The organism is Noviherbaspirillum sp. (assembly GCF_035254685.1).
Classification (GTDB): Bacteria; Pseudomonadota; Gammaproteobacteria; order Burkholderiales; family Burkholderiaceae_D; genus Noviherbaspirillum.
Genome location: NZ_DATFAI010000042.1, coordinates 12492 through 31672, shown reverse-complemented (window position 1 = coordinate 31672; position 19181 = coordinate 12492). Strand labels below are relative to the sequence as shown.

The window sequence follows — 19181 nt, the reverse complement described above, 5'->3', positions numbered from 1 at the left end:
TCATTCTTGCAAATCGTCGATTTCGACGATGTTCAGCCTCGTAACTACGGATACGCTCTGGAGTGGTACGACAGAAAACATCGCGTGCTGAATTGGCAGTTGCTCTCGCCAGTCACGCCCCGCGAACTTGCCGGCACAACGCCATCCGAAACATTTCCTCATCATTCACATCAGAAAGGCTGGTACATGAAAGCAGTGCTATGCAAGGAGTATGGTCCGCCGGAGTCGCTCGCCATCGAGGACATTCCCTCGCCGAAGCCGGGCGCAGGGCAGATCGTCGTGTCGGTGAAGGCGGCCAGCCTGAATTTTCCGGACACGCTCATCATCCAGAACAAGTACCAGATCAAGCCGCCATTGCCCTTCACGCCGGGCTGCGAACTCGCTGGCGTCGTCAAGGAAGTGGGCGAGGGCGTCCATCACCTGAAGGCCGGCGACCGGGTGCTGGGCGTGGTGCCCTACGGCGCGTTTGCGCAGGAATGCATCGCGCCGGTGGAGCGTATGGTGCCGATCCCCGAGGGCATGGATTTCAAGACTGCCGCTTCGTTTCTCATGACCTATGGGACATCGCATCATGCGTTGCGCAACCGCGCCCGCACCACGCCGGGTGAGAGCCTGCTGGTGCTCGGCGCGGCGGGCGGCGTCGGCCTTGCTGCGGTAGAGATCGGCAAGCAGCTTGGCCTGAAGGTGATTGCCTGTGCGTCCAGCGACGAGAAACTGGAACTCTGCCGCGGCCATGGCGCCGATGCCACGATCAATTACAGTTCCGAGGACATGCGCGCCCGCATCAAGGAAATCACCGACGGCAAGGGCGTTGATGTGATTTACGACGCCGTCGGCGGTACCTATACGGAAGCCGCGCTGAGGTCATCGGCGTGGCGTGGTCGCCTGCTCGTGGTCGGCTTTGCTGCTGGCGACATTCCGAAGATCGCGCTCAATCTCGCCCTGCTGATGGAACGTGACATCATCGGCGTGCACTGGGGCGCATGGGTGCCGCGTGCGCACGAGGAATTTGCCGCATCAGTGGAGGAGCTGGGCAAGTGGTATCGCGACGGGCATATCCGTCCGCACATCTCGATGCAGTATCCCTACACCCAGGTTGCGGATGCGATGCATGCCATGCTGGAACGCAAGGTGACTGGCAAGCTGGTCATTACCGTGGATGAGTAGGAGATTGTCCAGGCAAGTGGGGATGAATAAAGGGCGCAGGGTGGGTTGAGCAAAGCGACACCCGCCTGCGCCCTTGCCACCACTGCATCCGGCTCCCTTTGGGTACCCGCCTTCGCAGGGATGACGTTCTTGGGTCAAGATGTTTGACCGAACGCCATTCCCTTATTTTCCCTGCCAGCGAGGCGGCCGCTTTTCCGCAAATGCCGTAGCCCCCTCCTGCGCGTCGGTGGAGGCGAGGACAGGGTCCGCCAGCGGCGCCTGGCGCGCAAACAGTTCCTTGACAGGCCAGTCCGCCGACTCCTGGATGATGCGCTTGCTTGCCGCTACTGCCAGCGGGCCGTTGGCAACGATCTCTGCTGCCAGCCGGCGCGCTTCGTCGATCGCCCCATTGGCTTCAGTGAGCCGGTTGACGAGGCCGAGTTCGAACGCGCGCCGTGCCGGGAACATGTTGCCGGTGAGCGCGAGTTCCATCGCGATGCGCTGCGGCAGCTGGCGCGGAAGACGCATCAGGCCGCCGGCAGCGGCGACCAGCCCGCGCTTGACTTCAGGGATGCCGAAAAACGCATTCGAGGCGGCGACGATCAGGTCGCTGGCAAGCGCGATTTCGAATCCGCCGGCCAGCGCGTAGCCCTCAACAGCGGCGATCAGGGGCTTGCCCGGCGGGCGCTCGACGAAACCGGCAAAGCCGCGACCCTCGAGAAACGGACGCTCTCCCCGGACGAAGGCCTTCAGGTCCATGCCCGAGCAAAACGAACCTCCCGCCCCGGTGATGATGGCCACGCGCAGATCGTCGCGTGCTTCCAGTTCATCCATCGCGGCGGCGATGCCTTCGCATACGGCGAGGTTGATGGCGTTTTTTGCCTGCGGACGATTGATCGTAATGATCCGGACGCCGTCCGCGTCATCGATGAGGACTTCGGCGCTCATCAATGGTCTCCCGGCACAGGCGGACGCTTCATCTGGCAGGACGTAGGCAGCGTGGCGACATAGGTGTCGATCTTGCGGTCGGTCCGCCAGCCATAGCCGGTGTTCTCCGCATCGAATTTCACATCCTTGCCGTTGGTTTTCACCCACGTGACCATGTACAGCGGCTGTTGCAGCTGATGGTCGGTCTTGCGCATTTCCACTTCGCCGTTGAGGCTCTTGACCTTCATGCCTTCCATTGCATAGGCGACCTTGACCGGATTGGTGGACTTGGTCTGCTTGATCGCCGTGGACAACAACTCGATGCCGGCATAGGTCGCAGAGGAGAAGAAGTCATCGTTGTACTTCTTCTTGAACGCTTCGACGATTTCCTTGCCCGCGAAGGTTTCATTGTTCGGATGCCAGTACGGCAGCGCCTTCACGCGGTCGGCGCCGGCCGAGCCGATGGAGGCGGGGACGCCCGAACTGCTGGCGAAGTATGTGTAGAAGTTCGCGTTCAGGTTGGCTTCCTTGGCGGCCTTGATCAGCAGTGCAAGGTCCGAACCGGCATCGCCCGTGATGACGGAATCGGCGCCGGAAGCGGCGATCTTGGCGATATAAGGTGTGAAGTCCTTGACCTGGCCGAAGGGATGCAGGTCGTCGCCGACGATCTGGATATCGGGGCGCTTGCGTTTCAGGTTTTCCCGCGCGACGCGCTGCACCTGCTGCCCGAATGCATAGTTCGGATTGATGATGTAGACCTTCTTGATGTTCTTGTCAGGCTGCATGTAGGAGGTGAGCGCTTCCATGCGCATCTCGGCATGCGCATCGAGGCGGAAGTGCCAGAAGCTGCACTTGCTGTTGGTCATGTCGGGGTCGCCGGCCGAGGTGTTCAGGTACACGACTTCCTTGCCGGGATTGCGCTCGTTGTGCTTGTTGATGGCGTCGATGAGAGCGAGGCCGGCGCCGGAGCCGAAACCCTGGGCGACATAGTGAAAGCCCTGGTCGATGGCGCTCTTGAGTGCCACCAGTGTTTCCTGCGGGCTGGCTTTGTTGTCGAAGCCGACGACTTCGAAGGTGTTGTCGCCGGCCCACTTCTCGCGATTGGCAATGTCGGCCACCATCTGCCAGCTCTTGAGCACATTCACGCCGGTAGCGGCAAACGCGCCTGACAGCGGGTCGATGTAGGCAATCCTGATATTTTCCGCCTGTGCGGCATGGCTGGAAACGAGAGCGGCTGCGGCAAGCGCCAGCTTGACCGGGCGTGACATGGTCGACATGGAGTGTCCTTTCGTAAGTGGTATCAGGCGCACGCTGCGCCGGTTGCTGCGCCATCGAGCACTTGCTCAAGCTCGTGCCGCTTGATCTTTCCCGTGGTGCTGCGGGGAACGTCTTCGTCCTTGATGAAAATGACGTCCTTGGGCAATTTGTAGTTGGCGACCTTGCCGCGGCAGGCCTCGATCACCTCCTCGCTGCTGAGGGCGGCATCGGCCTTCACGATGAACGCGACCGGCACTTCGCCCCAGCGCGCATCCTTGCGCCGCACCACGGCAGCATCGGCGATGCTCGGATGCGCCAGCAGCACGCGCTCGATTTCGGCCGGATAAATGTTTTCGCCGCCGGACTTGATCAGGTACTTGCGGCGATCCACATAGTCCAGCGTGCCGTCGGCGTTGCGCACGAACACATCGCCCATGTGGAACCAGCCGTTGCGGAAATCCTTCGCGGTCGCCTCGGGCGCACCCCAGTAGCCGCTGAACAGCGCGGGCGTGCGGATGGTGAGTTCGCCGGGCGATCCGTCGGGCACCTCGTTATCGTCTTCATCGACCAACCGGATGATGCAGTTCGAACTCTGCTCCTTGGAAAGTTTTTGCGGCAATACGCCGATCGGAATCGCGCCGCGGCTGGCGGGAGGCACGCCGGTTTCGGTCGAGCCGAAGGAATTCAGGAAGGGCGCCTGCAGCAGTGTCGTGGCCTGCGCGATCTGGTCGCGCGGCACGAGGTCGGCCATGCATCCGATCGTGCGAATCCCTTTGGCCTTGATGCCGGTGCGCCGGAGTTCATCGATCACCCGATCGACCATGCCGGGAATCAGCGTCAGATGCCCGATCTCTTCGCGGCTGACGATATCCACCAGCCGCGTCACGTCCAGGCCATCCATGACGATCACCTTGCCGCCGGTGGTCAGGGTGCTGTAGCACTGGTCGGTGGACACCATGTGAAACAGCGGAGCCCAGGCGATGAAGGTATCGCCCGGCTTCAGCAGGCCGTCCACGCGGTGGATGTTGCCGCGCGCCACCATGGCGCGCTGGCTGATGAGCGCGCCTTTGGGCAGGCCGGTGGTTCCGCTGGTGTAGAGAATGATCAGGCCGTCTTCCGGATCCAGCGGCGCGCTTGCGACCGGCTCGTCCGACGCGGCTTCGGCCAGCATCGCTTCATAGTCACGTTCCAGCGTGATGACGGTTTTCACGCCGTGCTCGATCCGGCCGAGCGCCGGCGCGTGCCGCTCCGAGGCCACCACTACGCGCGGCGATACCAGCCGGATGCAATGCTGCAGTTCCTCGTCGGATTGCCGCCAGTTCTGACACGCCAAGATCGCGCCGAGCTTGGCGACCGCCATCTCGAGCTCAATGTATTCGATGCGGTTCTCGGCGAGGATGGCGATGCGGTCGCCATGCCGCACGCCACGCGCAGTGAGGGCGTTGGCAAGACGGTTGACCCGCTGGTTGAGTTCTCCATAGCTCAGCGAGCGCTTGCCATCTTCCAGCGCGATCCGTTCCGGATGGCGCATCACCTGCTGCCGGAACAGCCCCGGAATCGTCAGCTGTGCCGCCATTCGTACCAGGTCGGCCTGTGCGAAGCCTGTCTCCATTTGTCAGCTCCTTGCTGTGTGCGGCCGGGCCATTGCATTCCTCTGCCGCAACATTGTGGTTATGGTGAATCAGGCTAGCAGAGCACTTTCGCGACGTCTTGTGAAAACCTGCTAAGCGCCGAGTCGACACCGGCGTGATCAAACCGGCATTCGCATGCGCAATCGTCGCTTTCGACGAGGCGCAAATCCGGATGGATTCTATACACTGGTTGTGGGTCCGGATAGAGACGGGGACACTACGTCTTTATCCGGATAATCCACCAGGCTTCACTATTTCCATTGCAGGCCTCCTACGCACCTGCAAGTTATAACAAATTGACATCATCGAAGGCGCTCGTCGCCTGCGAAATTGACACCGTCCGCCCTACGAAAGGGCGGCACCGGCAAGGAGAATGGAGATGGAGACAAACAAGGCGGCACGCACGGAACAGATTGCTCACTCCGGCGAAGCCCAGCCCGGCAAGGTCATGCTGATCACACCCGAGCGCATCCTGTATGCAGGCTTGCTGGGAAGACCGATGATCCGCGAATTCGGATCGCTCACCATCTATGTCTCTCTCGGCAACCCGATCCATCTTCAGCTGGGAGATGGCGCCTGGCGGAGCGCGGACCTGTGGGTAGTGCAACCGGAAACGCCGCACAAGATCGCCGCGGTCGACAGGATGATCGGTATGTACATGATAGAGCCCGAGCTGATCGACATGGATCGGCTGCCTGCATTCCTGCAGGAAGGAAACCGTGACACGGTGCATCCCGATATGCTCGCCCGGTTCCGTGAGACATTCCACGCATTGATCGAAGGGCGCGCGCGGCCTGGCGTCATCCGCAGTCAGCTTGATCAGTTCATGCTCGGCGAAACACTGGTGGCGCGTCGGCTTGACCCGCGCATCACCGCCGCCGTCGAATGCATCAAGTGCAATCCTCGCGACGCGTCGAGCGCCGAGCAATTCGCCGAACAGGCGGACCTCTCGTTCTCGCGCTTCCTGCATCTGTTCAAGGCGGAGGTCGGCACTACCTTCCGCCGCTTCCGCGCATGGAAGCGGGCACGCAGCTTCCTCGCCTACGTCAACACCGACCTGAACCTCACGGACATCGCGCTGGAAGCAGGCTATCCCGATTCCTCGCATTTCAGTCATACTGTGCGCCGCTACTGGGGGCTGACGCCGAAGGACATCATGGCCGGCTCTCGGACCCTCGCGGTCATCACGGATAGCGAGCAGATTTCCGCAACACATACACTTTTACCAGAAAAACCATACCAGGGACTTCGCTTGTCATGAACGAACTATTCAGCCTCAAGGGGAAAACCGCACTCATCACCGGCGCGTCGAGCGGCATCGGCTTGCATGTCGCCGGCCTCTATGCACAAGCCGGCGCGCGCGTCGTTCTCGCCGCACGCCGCGTGGAACGCATTGCCGAAGCAGTGGAGAAGTTGCGTGCCGATGGCCATGCCGCGCACGGCGTCTATCTCGACGTCACCAAGACCGCGAGCATTGCTGCCGCGTTCGATGAAGCAGAAAAGCATTCAGGCACGCCGATCGACATTCTGTACAACAATTCCGGGATCATTTACACCAAGGCCTTCCTCGAACAGGAAGAGAGTGAGATCGCCCGCATCTTCGACACCAACCTCAAGGGCGCGATGCTGGTCGCGCAGGAAGGCGCGCGACGCATGGTGAAGACGGGTGGCGGGGCGATCATCAACATTGCGTCCACTGCGGGCATGCGCGCGGGTGGCCATCTGTCGAGTTACTGCGCCTCCAAGGCCGGACTGATTCACCTGACCCACGTGATGGCGCTGGAGCTCGCCACGAAAGGCATCCGCGTCAATGCGATCTGCCCCGGCAATATCGAAACCGACATGCAGGCTGCGCTCAAGGGTTTCGAGGAAGCCCTGGTCAAGCGCACGCCGATGCGACGCTTCGGCAAGCCGGAAGACCTGGACGGCGTGTCGCTGCTGCTCGCGTCAGATGCCAGCCGTTACATCACCGGTGCTTCGATTCCGGTCGATGGCGGGCAGGTGCTGACCTGGATGTAGGCAGGAGCGTGCAAGAAGGGCGGGGCGCGTCAAGCGAGAAATATCAGCGCCCTATGTTCGCTCTGCCTCGCCTGCCATTTGCGTTTCATCGAACTGCTGGACGAAGCCTTGCAGTGCTTGCATGGCGGACTGGAACTCCTCCAGTAATTGAATGACGGCGCTGCCGTGCTCTTCTCGAAGTGCCGCGCCGAGCGAAGCCACGACGGAACCAAGATGCCGAATCTGGAGAAATCGGGCTGCGCCGTGTATCCCATGCAGGATTTCGCTCGCCAAAGCCGGGTCGGCATCCGTGATGCAATGCCGCACTTCGTCGACAGTATCGCGGTAAGTCATGACGAATTGCCGCAACAGATCGGCATAGTCTTTCTTGTTGCCGTTAAAGATTTGCAGGCCCGCGGCGAGATCGACCACCGGAAGCGCAGCGGGCGGCTTGCGTTCCTCTCCTGCTTGTTCGTGCAGTGCGTAGGGATGCCGCGGAAGATGGCGCGCATTGGTCACGACGGCCAGCAGGCGGGATATATCGACGGGCTTGATGAGGTGCGCCATCATGCCGACACGACGGGTCTTTTCGATGTCGCCCGGCAGAGCATCCGCAGTGACGGCGATGATCGGCAGATCGCGTCGTCCGATTTCTTCCCGTATGATCCGCGTCGCGGCATAGCCGTCCATGACGGGCATATGAATATCCATCAGGACCGCGTCAAAGGATAGGCCGGAGTCGCGTATTGCGTTGACCGCTTCCAACCCATTGGCGGCGACGACGACTTCGGCGCCGGCATGTCTCAGAAGCTGTTCGAGGACCCGGCGGTTGATGGCATTGTCTTCTGCAACTAGCACACGCATGCCGGCCAGACAGGCGTCTGTCGCCCGGCGTACCGGCTGCACAGTCGTGCTATCGGCTCCGCAAGCGCTGCGCACAGCGTCGGCCAGGCTCGCCGCGGTCACCGGCTTTGCCAGCACGCCGCACACATCAAGGCCGTCGCTGGCCGCCGCGGCATTGCCTGCCTCATGCGTGCTCGCCATGAGCAGCACCGGCGGCAGGCGAATGCCAGGAACGTATTGCGCCTGCCTGAGCATCTCGATGCCATTCATCGCGGGCATATGCCAGTCGACCAGCATCAGATCGTACCGCGGGCCCTGGGTCATGCTCAGCCGGAGCCTCTCCAGGCCGGTGGCGGCGGACCTGGCTACCGTAGCGTGCCAACCGAAGGCGAAGCATGCCCGCTGCAGGATGTCGCCGACCAGGAGATGATCGTCAATGATCAGGAGGTGCAGTCCGGGTGGCCCAGGCATCATCCGGGTTGTCGGCGTGCCTTCAGGCATGCCCAGCTGCACGTTGAAACCAAAGCTTGTCCCTTTTCCCTCCACGCTCTCGACAGCAATGCGGCCGCCCATCAGCTCCACCAGCCTGGCGCTGATCGCCAGCCCTAGCCCGGCGCCACCATACTCGCGCGCCCTCGACGCGTCGCCTTGGGAAAATGCCTCAAATATCTGGTCGAGATATGCGTCCGGAATGCCGATGCCGGTGTCGCGAACGGTGAACTGGACGGTGACTTGTCCGTCCGCTTGCGCGAGTGGATGGATCGAGACGACCACCTCGCCTTGCTCAGTGAATTTGGCCGCGTTGCCGGCCAGGTTGAGCAGGATCTGTTGCAGGCGCAGCGCATCGCCTGTCAGTGTGACGGGCATGTCCGGCGCCACGTCGAACACCAGTTCGACCGGTTTGCCGCGCAAGGCACCGCAGACGACCGCCGCCACACGCTGCAAGACCGCATCCAGAGAAAACGGCGCCTGCTCAAGGCAGAGCGCGCCCGCCTCGATCCTGGACAGGTCCAGAATGTCGCCAATCAGCATGGACAAGGTCTGGGCCGACAATTGGAGATTGTCGACATATTCGCGCTGGTTCGGATTCAAGCGGGAATCGCCGATCAGCTGCGCGAGGCTGACCACCGCATTGAGCGGATTTCGTATCTCATGGGAGATCGTAGCCAGGAAGGCGCTCTTGGCGCGGTTGGCGATGTCCGCATCCCGCGCCTTGACAATGAGCTCGGCATTCAGCGCGGCGATTTCCTGCGTGCGTTGTTCGACCCGTTCCTCCAGCAGCTGACGTTGCCTGACAAGCTCTTCACGGGCACGCAACGACTGCATTCCGTAGGCCAGGTTCGCGGCCAGCTCTTCCAGCAGAGTGAGTTCGTCCTGATGAAATGCCGCAGCACTCTTGGAGCAGAGCGCAAGGGCACCCGATGTCTGACCGTCGACGATCAGCGGCAGCGCCGCCCAGGCGCATCCATCCTGCCGCTGGACGCCATCGCGTCCGGGCGAGGCGAATGGATTTCCCGGGCACTCGCGGCGGGCATGGGTAGTGCCGCTACTGATTGCCGTTTCAGTCACTGTGCGCCCGATGTCCTGCGATCCTTCCGGAGGCAAATCGATGCTGCATCCACATGTGTCGTTGCCGCGGCATTGCGCTATTCGCCGGAAAGTTTTTGCTTCACCCTGATCCGCGATATCGACCGCCGCCATCATGTAACCGCCTGACTCGACCAGGATGCGGCAAAGATTATTGAACAGATCGCGCTCGCTTGATGCATGCAACATGCTGATATTGCAGTCGCTGAGGAGGCGGAGAGTCCGATTGAGCCGCTTCTGCTGGTTGCGCAGGCCGCTGAGGTAACCGCCCATCGCGGCAAACCAGGGCAGGGTGGCTGCCAGCGCAAACCATTGCAGCAGTTCCAGTTGCAGATCGAGAGTATGCCGCTTGAAAGACCATAGCAGCCCGATCACCGCGCCGTAAGCGAGCAGGATTCCCGTCGCGTGCCATAGCAGGGCGCGGCGCGTCAGCCGCAGCACGCCAAACAGGAAAATCATCAGCAGAACGATCAGGAATACCGCGCGCCCCTGGTCGGCGCGATACATCGTGAAGACGATGACAGCGGTCGCGCTCCACATCTGGAGGCGGGTCAGGCTCGGATCGGCAAACCTCTGGTTCAGGCCGGAACGGAACAAAATGAAGAACAGGACGCAGGAGAAAAGAATGAGCGCTGCGCTCTGGGAGAAGGAAGCGAGTGACAGGATGCCTTGCAGGACGCAGGCAAACAGCAAGCCGATGACCAGCAAGGACGACCCTGCCGCAATGTAATAGCGCTTTATGCGCAGTGTCTGGTTGGCGTCGTCCTGACACGTCGAAAGAAATCGGCTTGTTTGCCTTCGAAGCACGGCCGTCTCCTATTCTTGTGATGCCGGATCTCGCCTTGCCGTCGCCCGAAATGCTACCGGATCGTGACTGATGGCGGGACGCTTTAACAGCTTATCGAAACACGACTACGCGGCGCCGTTCCAGAGCCGACGTTCCTCTATGTGCCGCGCTGCGCGCCTGCGCTTTCGAGTCGCAATTTAGGTCGCTTCGCCCGCTTTTTCAATAATCCCGGACGTGCAAATGAAACGACAGCCGGCCCGTCGCGCGGGCTGTCTGGCGCCGCGGTTTCCCAACATGGGAAGCCCAGCGAATGTATTGGAGTTCTTGATCCAAGTCAAATTTTCACTTGTGCCTGGCTGCCCGCGGGAAGCCTTGAAATAGCTTCTTAACGCAAGACCGCCCAATTCGCCGCTGCTAACCTGCAATCCTTATTGGCCACAGTCAGAAGGATTCTTCCGAGATGAGCGATCTTGTATCCCTTGAGCGTCACGGCGCGCTCGGCGTGCTTCGTATCAATAATCCCCCGGTAAACGCCTTGTCGCCCGGCGTGGTGGAGGGAATCAAAGCGGCAGTGGAAAGCTTCGAAGCCGATACCGCGCTGCGCGCGCTGGTGGTGTGCGCGCAAGGACGCACCTTCGTCGCCGGCGGCGACATCTCCGAATTCGACAAGCCAGATTTCACCACCGAGCCTTTCAACAGCACCCTCAACCGCATCGAGAACCTGGAGCGACCGGTCGTGGCAGCGTTGTTCGGCACCGTGCTCGGCGGCGGACTGGAGCTGGCAATGGCCTGTCACTACCGCGTCGCGGCGCCATCCACGCGGCTCGGCCTGCCGGAAGTCCTGCTCGGCATCCTGCCTGGTTCACACGGAACCCAGCGCCTGCCGCGCCTGGTTGGCGCGAAGACGGCGCTCGACATGATGCTCAGCGGCCGGCCCATCGATGCGGGCAAGGCGCGCGCCGCTGGCCTGGTCGATGAGATCGTTGAAGGCGATGTCACTGCGGCAGCCATCCGCTTGGCCGAGGATCTGATCGCGAGGGGCGCAGGACCGCGCCGCACTGGTGAACGCAAGGTCTCGATGGAGGGAACGGATCCGGACTTCTTCCAGAAGGCCTTCGCCGAAGCGAGCACGAAGAAGGGCGCCTACCCGGCGCCGCAGCGCATCGTGAAGTGCGTCGAAGCGGCAGCCACCCTGCCATTGACGGAAGGGCAGGCAGTCGAGGCGCGTCTCTTCGAGGAGTGCCGCGTGTCGCCGCAATCCTTCGCGATGCGCAAACTGTTCTTCGCCGAACGTGCGGCCACCAAGATTCCCGGCGTTCCGGCGGATGCGCCGACGCATCCCATCAAAAAAGTCGGTGTGCTCGGTGCGGGCACGATGGGCGGCGGCATCGCAATGAATTTCGCGAATGCCAATATTCCCGTGGTCATCGTCGAGACGTCGAAAGAAGCGCTCGATCGCGGGCTGGGCATCGTGCGCAAGAATTACGACGCCAGCGCTGCCAAGGGCAAGATGCAGCCGGATGAACCCGCGCGGCGCATGGCCTTGCTGACCGGTTCGCTGGATTACCAGGACCTGGCCGATTGCGACCTGGTGATTGAAGCGGTGTTCGAGAACCTTGACATCAAGAAGCAGGTCGCGCGCCGCCTTGGGGAAGTGTGCAAGGCGGGCGCCATCATCGCCAGCAATACCTCCACGCTTGACGTCAACATCCTTGCGCAAGAAAGCGGCCGCGCACCGAACTTCCTCGGCATGCATTTCTTCAGTCCGGCCAATGTCATGCGCCTGCTGGAAATCGTGCGCGGCGACAAGACCGCGCCCGATGTGCTGAACACCATTGTCAAGCTCGCAAAAACGATCGGCAAGGTGCCGGTGGTTTCCGGCGTTTGCTATGGCTTCATCGGCAACCGCATGCTCGAATCCTATCTGCGCGAAGCCGACTTCCTGATGATGGAAGGCGCGAGCCCCGCGCAGATCGATAAGGCGATCCAGTCGCTCGGCCTGCCGATGGGGCCGTGCCGCATGCTCGACCTTGCCGGCCTCGATGTCGCGGCGAAGGTGGTGATCGAGCGCGGCAAGGTGGGCGGCCTGCCCAACGATCCGGCCTACCGTGCCGTCGTGCAGAAAATGATGGACATGGGCCGCTTCGGACAGAAGACCGGCGCCGGCTATTACCGCTATGACGGGCGCACGCCGGTGACCGATCCGGAAGTGGAGAAAGTCTGCATCGAACTGGCGAAACAGTTCGGCATTGCGCGTCGTACCGACATCACCGACGAAGAGATCATCGAGCGCTGCCTGTATCCGCTGATCAACGAGGGCGCCAGGATTCTCGAGGAAGGCATCTCCTATCGCCCAAGCGACATCGACCTGGTCTGGGTGAACGGCTACGGCTTCCCCGATTATCGCGGCGGACCGATGCACATGGCCGACACCATCGGCATCAGGAAGATTGCCGAGCGCCTGGATCACTACGCCAGCACGCGTGGCAATCAGCACGGCTACTGGAGCAAGGCCGGGTTGCTGAGCACGATGTGTGAACGCCAGTTGCGCTTCGGCGACTGGCCCTTCAAATAAATTCCGACTATTCCATTCCGACCAGCCAACCGGAGCTACCGACATGAATGAAGCCGTCATTGTTTCTACCGCACGCACACCCATCGGCCGCGCCTTTCGCGGCTCGCTGAACAACATCAAGTCGCCCACCCTGATGGGTCACGCCATTCGGCACGCGGTTGCACGCGCCGAGATCGACCCGGAAGAAGTGGACGACGTCGTGATCGGCACCGTCCTCACCGCAGGCACTGCAGGCGGAAATCTTGCCCGTGTGGCCAGCCTCGCCGCCGGCTTGCCGGACACCGTGCCTGGCCAGACGATGGACCGCCAGTGCTCGTCCGGCCTGATGGCCATTGCCACCGCGGCCAAGCAGGTCATGTTCGACGGCATGCAGGTCGTGGTCGCCGGCGGACAGGACAATATCTCCGCCGTCCAGAACAGGTACATGGAATGGACCGCGCAGGAAGCCGATCCGAAGGTGATCGCGGCGTCCGCACATGCCTACATGCCGATGCTGCAGACGGCGGAATTCGTTTCGAAGAAATACGGCATCACGCGCGAGGCGCAGGATCTGTATTCGCTGGAATCGCAGCGCCGCACCGCACAGGCGCAGGCCGCCGGCCTGCTGGACGCCGAGATCGTGCCGATTGAAACCTCCATGGCCGTGATCGACAAGGAAACCAAAAAAGTCTCGTACAAGAACGTCGTCCTCGCACGCGACGAAGGCAATCGTCCGGAGACCACGCTGGACGGCTTGCGCAACCTGGCGCCCGTGCTGGAAGGCGGCACCGTCACCGCAGGCAATGCCAGCCAGTTGTCGGACGGCGCCTCTGCCTGCGTGCTCATGGATCGTCGTCTCGCAGAACGCCGCGGGCTGGTGCCGCTGGGCATCTATCGCGGCATGGCCGTCGCGGGCTGCGAACCGGAAGAAATGGGCATCGGCCCGATCTACGCGATTCCGAAACTGCTCAAGCAACACGGCCTGAGCGTGAATGACATCGGTTTGTGGGAACTGAATGAAGCCTTCGCCTGCCAGGTGCTGTATTGCCGCGACAAGCTGGGCATCGATCCGGCGAAATACAACGTCAACGGCGGTGCCATCTCGATCGGCCATCCCTACGGCATGACTGGCGCGCGCCAGGTCGGCCACGCATTGATCGAAGGCAAGCGGCGCAAGGTCAAGTATGTCGTCATCGCGATGTGCGTCGGCGGCGGCATGGGCGCGGCGGGGCTGTTCGAGGTTGCCTGATGAGCGCATTGATCCTCTCGCGCCGCGACCTCGATTTCCTGCTCTTCGAATGGCTACAGGTACAGCGCCTGTCGGAGCGGCCACGCTTTGCCGACCATTCGCGCGATACTTTCGCTGCGGCGCTCGACACCTATGAATCGATCGCCTCCGACTTCTTCGCACCGCACAACAAGAAGAACGATGCGAGCGAGCCGCATTTCGACGGCGAGCGGGTGACGGTCAATCCGGAAGTGAAGGCTGCCTTGCAGGCGTTCTCGCAGGCGGGGCTGATCGCGGCAAGGCAGCCGTATGAACTCGGCGGCATGCAGCTTCCTTGCGCGGTCGAGCGTGCCGGCATCGCATGGATGATGGCAGCCAACATCAGCACCGCCGGATATGCTTTCCTCACCATCGCCAATGCCGAGCTGCTGCTCACCTACGGCACGCCGCAGCAGATCGACTGCTACGTGCGGCCCATGATGGAAGGCCGCTTTCTCGGCACGATGTGCCTGTCGGAACCGCAGGCCGGCTCCTCGCTCGCCGACATTCGGACGCGCGCCGAGCCGCGCGGCGACGGCAGCTACCGCCTGTTCGGCAACAAGATGTGGATCTCCGGCGGCGAGCATGAAGTGTCCGACAACATTGTGCACCTGGTGCTGGCGAAGATTCCGGGCAAGGATGGAAAACTGCTGCCGGGCGTGCAGGGCATTTCCCTGTTCGTCGTGCCCAAATTCCTGGTCGCGGAGAACGGTGCGCGCGGCGCACATAACGACGTCGTGCTCGCGGGTCTGAACCACAAGATGGGCTATCGCGGCCTGCCCAATTGCCTGCTCAACTTCGGCGAGGGCAAGCATCGCCCCGGCGGGGAGAGCGGTGCGGTCGGCTATCTCATCGGCGAACCGGGCGCTGGGCTGGCCTGCATGTTCAAGATGATGAACGAGGCGCGCATCGCCGTCGGCCTGAGCGCGGCCGCACTCGGCTATACCGGCTATCTGCATGCGCTCGATTACGCGCGCAGCCGCCCCCAAGGACGTTTGCCGTCCGAGAAGCGGCCCGAGCAGCCGCAGGTAAGCATCATCGAGCACGCCGACGTGCGACGCATGCTGCTCGCACAGAAAGCCTATGCCGAGGGTGGAATGGCACTCGCGCTGTACAGCGCGCGCCTGGTCGACGAACAGCATACCGCCGCCGATGAGAAAAGCCGGATCGAGGCGGAACGCCTGCTCGACCTGCTCACGCCGATCACGAAAAGCTGGCCCTCGCAGTGGTGCCTGGAAGCGAACAATCTTGCGATCCAGGTGCACGGCGGCTACGGCTACACGCGCGAATACAACGTCGAACAGTTTTACCGCGACAACCGGCTCAATCCGATCCATGAAGGCACGCACGGCATCCAGGCGATCGACCTGCTTGGGCGCAAGGTGCGCCTGCATGATGGGCAGTCCATGGAGCTGCTGGCGCAAAAGATCGATCAGGCCGTGGCTGCCGCATCGCAGTTCGGTCGCCTCGCAGGCTTCACTGCGGATCTCGCCAGCGCATGGGCTGCGCTGCGTGACACGACGAAACTGCTGTACCAGGTACCGGACGCCACGTCCCGCCTCGCCAACGCCAGCCCCTACCTGGAGGCCTTCGGCCACGTGGTGCTGGCATGGATATGGCTGGAACAGGCGACCGTCGCGGCGCGCGCCCTGGAGCAGACGACAGATGCGAAGGCGCGGGACTTTTACCAGGGCAAGCTGCAGGCATGCCAGTACTTCTTCCAGTGGGAGATGCCGCGCGTGCCGGCCTGGCTGCACGTGCTCGGCCCGCTGGACACGACCTGCCTGGAGATGCAGGACGCCTGGTTCTAAACGCAGGTTTCAATACAAAAACGATCCTATCCAATCAAGGAGACAAATCGATGGGTGACAAGACACTGGTGGCGGCGCTGCGCCGCCAAAACCGCGAACGACCGGACGCCACTGCCTATATCGCGCCGGAGCGCACCTGGACCTTCAGTGATTTGCAGGCGGAATCCAACCGCGTCGCGCAGGGCCTGGCGACGCTCGGCGTCGGGCCCGGCGATCGCGTGGCCTGCCTGACCAAGCATACTGCTGAAGCGGTCGTTCTGCTGCTGGCCGCCAACAAACTCGGCGCGGTCGGCATGCCGGTGAACTGGCGGCTGGCGCCACCGGAAATCGAGTATGTGCTGAATCTCGGCGAAGCGAAATTCCTGATGGTCGACGAATTCTTCCTGCCGGCCGTGCAAAAGACGAACACGCCCAGTGTGCGCCTCACGGTCGCGACCGACCGCGGAGAAGGACTCGACACCTTTAATGCGTGGCGCGCGCGCTTTACCCCGGAAGACACCGGCTATGAGGGCGCGCCGGACGACACTGCGCTGCAACTGTTTTCATCGGGCACGACCGGCTTGCCGAAGGGCATTGAGCTCACCCACAGGAACATGCTGCTCATCAACCGGGGCTATGCGGATGGCATCGGTTATGTCGGCGGCAAGTCGGTGTTCCTGAATGCGCTGCCGACCTTTCACATTGCCGGCATGAACAGTGCGTTCATGCCGATGATCGAAGGCGGTGTGGCCGTCATGCACCCGGACTTCGACCCAGTGCACGTCATCGAGGCGATCAAGGAACACCGCATCACGCACACTTTTGTCGTCCCGGCGATGATCCTCTTCATGCTGCAGGCGCCCAACGTCGCGCAGGGCGATTTTTCGTCGCTGCAGATCATCGCCTACGGCGGCTCGCCGGCCAGCGAAAAACTGATGACCGATGCGCAGCACACGTTCAGGTGCGGCCTGCTCCAGATCTACGGCATGACAGAGACGGCCGGCACGCTGACTTCGCTGTCGCCCGAAGATCACGATCCGAACGGCCCGCGCGCCCACCTGCTGCGCTCGGCCGGCAAGCCGATTCCCGGCGTGGAACTGCGTATCGTCTCGCCGGGAAGCTTTGCCGAGGTGAAGGAAAACGAGGTCGGTGAAATCTGGGTCAGGACGCTGCAGAACATGAAGGGTTACTGGCGCAACCCGAAGGCGACCGCGGAAGTCTTTCCGCACGGCCGCGATGAGCACGGCGGCTGGCTGCGCACCGGCGACGCGGGTTACGTCAAGGACGGCTACCTGTACATCCATGATCGCATCAAGGACATGATCATCTCCGGCGGCGAGAACATTTATCCCGCCGAGGTGGAGAATGCGCTCGCCAACCATCCTGCCGTCGCGGAATATGCCGTGATCGGCGTACCAGACGAAAGATGGGGCGAAGCCGTGAAGGCCTGCGTCACGCTGAAGGCCGGCATGAGCGCGACACCGCAGGACATCATCGACTTCACGCGCGAGCGGCTGGCGCATTACAAGTGCCCCAAGTCGGTCGATATCATGGACGTCTTGCCGCGTAATCCGTCAGGAAAGGTGCTGAAGCGCATCCTGCGTGAACCATACTGGAAGGGCGCGGTACGGCAGGTGAGCTGAAGCACATCGTTTCTCACTATCCACAGGCAGGCGAAGGCGCCCGACACGGGGCATCTTCGCCTGTTTTGCATGATGCGCGCTCCATCACCTCGTCAGAGAATTAACCAGACAACGATGATGGTTAAAGAACCGTAGGGTGGGTAGAGCAAAGCGAAACCCGCCCGTACCTCGCGCAGCAGTTTTTCAACAGCCTGTTAGCACGTTTACACAAGACACCCCCCATTGCAATCAGTAACCTGCACACATCAACAGCGCATCCAAGCAGTATGAAAACTGCGGCGCAACAGAACTGGAGACAAGCATGCCGAACAGGCACAAGGCCGACGCGCCACTGCGATCCCGATGAACGAATCCTGAGTTTCCGCCTGCCCGCGACACGAAGCAGGCGGCACACGCAGTTCACTGAATCCGGAAGGAGATCCGGCGTGCAAGCGCCGAGGAAGGTTTCCGATCCGGGGAACCGACCTTTTTTGTCAAGGAGAAGCAGAGATGTTCAGACCCATCGCACTCACCCTTACTGCCGCCGCAGCATTTGCGCTCGCGGGTACTGCGGTCGCGCAGAGCAAGGCACCGATCCGGATCGCGCTGATCGCCAGCAAGACAGGCCCCTCTGAAACCTATGCGCGCGACACCGAACGTGGCGTTCGACTGGGCCTGGAGTACTTGACCAACAACACCATGACAATCGACGGACGCAAGGTCGAGCTGATCGTCAAGGACGACCAGTTCAAACCGGAACTTGCCAAGGCGATGCTGGCTGAAGCCTATGGCGACGACAAGGCCGACATCGCGATCGGCACCAGCTGGTCCGGCGGGGCGCTCGCCATGCTGCCTGTCGCGCAGGAGTACAAGAAGATCTTCATCGCCGAACCGGCCATCGCCGATTCGATCACCGGCGAGAAATTCAATCGCTATGTTTTTCGTGCCAGCCGCAATTCCTTCCAGGACGCACTGGCTACCGCCGTCACAGCGGGCAAGGGCGCATCGATCGCCTTCCTCGCGCCGGATTACGTCTATGGCCGTGACGGCGTGAAGTCATTCAAGGAGGCGCTCGCCGCGATCAAGAGCGATGCGAAGGTGGTGCATGAAGAATACGTCCCGCTTTCCACCAGCGACTTCACCGCATCGTTCCAGCGCATCGTCGACGCGCTGAAAGACAAGCCGGGCACGAAGAAGCTGTATGTAATCTGGGGCGCGCCCAATCCGATCAAGAAAATTGCAGACATGGGCACAGACCGTTACGGCATCCAGATCGGCTCCATCGGCGGCGCCAGCCTCGACTACATGAAGAACTGGCCTGGCACGAATGTCGACGGCGGCACCTTCTACTACTACAACTTCCCGAAGAACAAGATGAACGACTGGCTCGTTGCCGAGCACAAGAAGCGCTACAACGTTCCGCCTGACCTGTTCACCGCCGGCGGTTTCGCTGCCGTCGCAGCCGCGGTCGAAGGCATCCGCAAGGCAAAATCGACCGATACGGACAAACTGATCGCCGCGATGGAAGGCATGACCTTCGATACGCCGAAGGGCCCGATCACCCTCCGCAAGGAAGACCATCAGGGCATGCAGGTGCAATACCACTTCCGCACCAAGAAGGCAGGGGGCGCTGAGTGGGACCTGCTTGATCTGGTCCGCGAAATCCCGGCCGCCGAAATGCCGGTGCCGATACACGTCAAGCAGCACTGACGTCTGCGTCAGCTGCGATCCTTGTGGTCGCGGCGCAGATCTTTCTCCATCGACCCGGTACG

General features: G+C 61.9%; 12 protein-coding genes. 8 read left to right on the top strand and 4 right to left on the bottom strand.

The window, feature by feature from the left end:
* Positions 1–186 precede the first annotated feature (186 nt).
* Positions 187–1167, top strand: a complete 981-nt coding sequence (locus VJ698_RS20000) for an NADPH:quinone oxidoreductase family protein (RefSeq protein WP_324104577.1) — start codon at positions 187–189, stop codon at positions 1165–1167.
* A gap of 162 nt (positions 1168–1329) precedes the next feature.
* Here VJ698_RS20000 and VJ698_RS19995 read toward each other — a convergent pair whose 3' ends face one another.
* The 3 genes from VJ698_RS19995 to VJ698_RS19985 are packed head-to-tail and all read right to left on the bottom strand — an operon-like array spanning position 1330 to position 4942.
* Complete coding sequence (locus tag VJ698_RS19995) at positions 1330–2094, bottom strand: crotonase/enoyl-CoA hydratase family protein (RefSeq protein ID WP_324104576.1); 765 nt, start codon at positions 2092–2094, stop codon at positions 1330–1332.
* Complete coding sequence (locus VJ698_RS19990) at positions 2094–3350, bottom strand: branched-chain amino acid ABC transporter substrate-binding protein (RefSeq protein WP_324104575.1); 1257 nt, start codon at positions 3348–3350, stop codon at positions 2094–2096. The genes VJ698_RS19995 and VJ698_RS19990 overlap by 1 nt, the downstream gene beginning before the upstream one ends.
* 23 nt (positions 3351–3373) lie before the next feature.
* On the bottom strand, positions 3374–4942 hold the full coding sequence (locus VJ698_RS19985) for a class I adenylate-forming enzyme family protein (protein ID WP_324104574.1): 1569 nt from the start codon (positions 4940–4942) through the stop codon (positions 3374–3376).
* A gap of 398 nt (positions 4943–5340) precedes the next feature.
* On the opposite strand from VJ698_RS19985, the gene VJ698_RS19980 reads away from it, so the two are divergent.
* Together VJ698_RS19980 and VJ698_RS19975 are read left to right on the top strand one after the other, a co-directional pair.
* The gene (locus VJ698_RS19980) at positions 5341–6222 is read left to right on the top strand and encodes an AraC family transcriptional regulator (protein WP_324104573.1); all 882 of its coding nucleotides are present in this window, start codon (positions 5341–5343) and stop codon (positions 6220–6222) included.
* The gene (locus VJ698_RS19975) at positions 6219–6980 is read left to right on the top strand and encodes an SDR family NAD(P)-dependent oxidoreductase (protein ID WP_324104572.1); all 762 of its coding nucleotides are present in this window, start codon (positions 6219–6221) and stop codon (positions 6978–6980) included. Before VJ698_RS19980 ends, VJ698_RS19975 begins: the two co-directional genes overlap by 4 nt.
* Before the next feature lie 51 nt (positions 6981–7031).
* Here the strand turns inward: VJ698_RS19975 and VJ698_RS19970 are convergent, their stop codons facing one another.
* Positions 7032–10196 carry a response regulator gene (locus VJ698_RS19970; RefSeq protein ID WP_324104571.1) on the bottom strand — a complete coding sequence of 1055 codons (3165 nt, stop codon included), beginning with the start codon at positions 10194–10196 and terminating at the stop codon, positions 7032–7034.
* Positions 10197–10636: 440 nt separating this feature from the next.
* Here VJ698_RS19970 and VJ698_RS19965 point away from each other — a divergent pair, with 440 nt between their 5' ends.
* The 5 genes from VJ698_RS19965 (at position 10637) to VJ698_RS19945 (ending at position 19119) form a co-directional block, all read left to right on the top strand.
* Positions 10637–12751 (top strand): 3-hydroxyacyl-CoA dehydrogenase NAD-binding domain-containing protein, encoded by a 2115-nt coding sequence (locus VJ698_RS19965; RefSeq protein ID WP_324104570.1) that lies wholly within the window; start codon positions 10637–10639, stop codon positions 12749–12751.
* Between the two features lie 43 nt (positions 12752–12794).
* The gene (locus VJ698_RS19960) at positions 12795–13979 is read left to right on the top strand and encodes an acetyl-CoA C-acyltransferase (RefSeq protein ID WP_324104569.1); all 1185 of its coding nucleotides are present in this window, start codon (positions 12795–12797) and stop codon (positions 13977–13979) included.
* A complete protein-coding gene (locus VJ698_RS19955; RefSeq protein WP_324104568.1) occupies positions 13979–15808 on the top strand; it encodes an acyl-CoA dehydrogenase in 1830 nt (609 codons plus the stop codon). Before VJ698_RS19960 ends, VJ698_RS19955 begins: the two co-directional genes overlap by 1 nt.
* A 50-nt stretch (positions 15809–15858) precedes the next feature.
* On the top strand, positions 15859–17430 hold the full coding sequence (locus VJ698_RS19950) for a long-chain-fatty-acid--CoA ligase (protein WP_324104567.1): 1572 nt from the start codon (positions 15859–15861) through the stop codon (positions 17428–17430).
* A gap of 489 nt (positions 17431–17919) precedes the next feature.
* A complete protein-coding gene (locus VJ698_RS19945; protein ID WP_324104566.1) occupies positions 17920–19119 on the top strand; it encodes a substrate-binding domain-containing protein in 1200 nt (399 codons plus the stop codon).
* Positions 19120–19181: the final 62 nt, after the last annotated feature.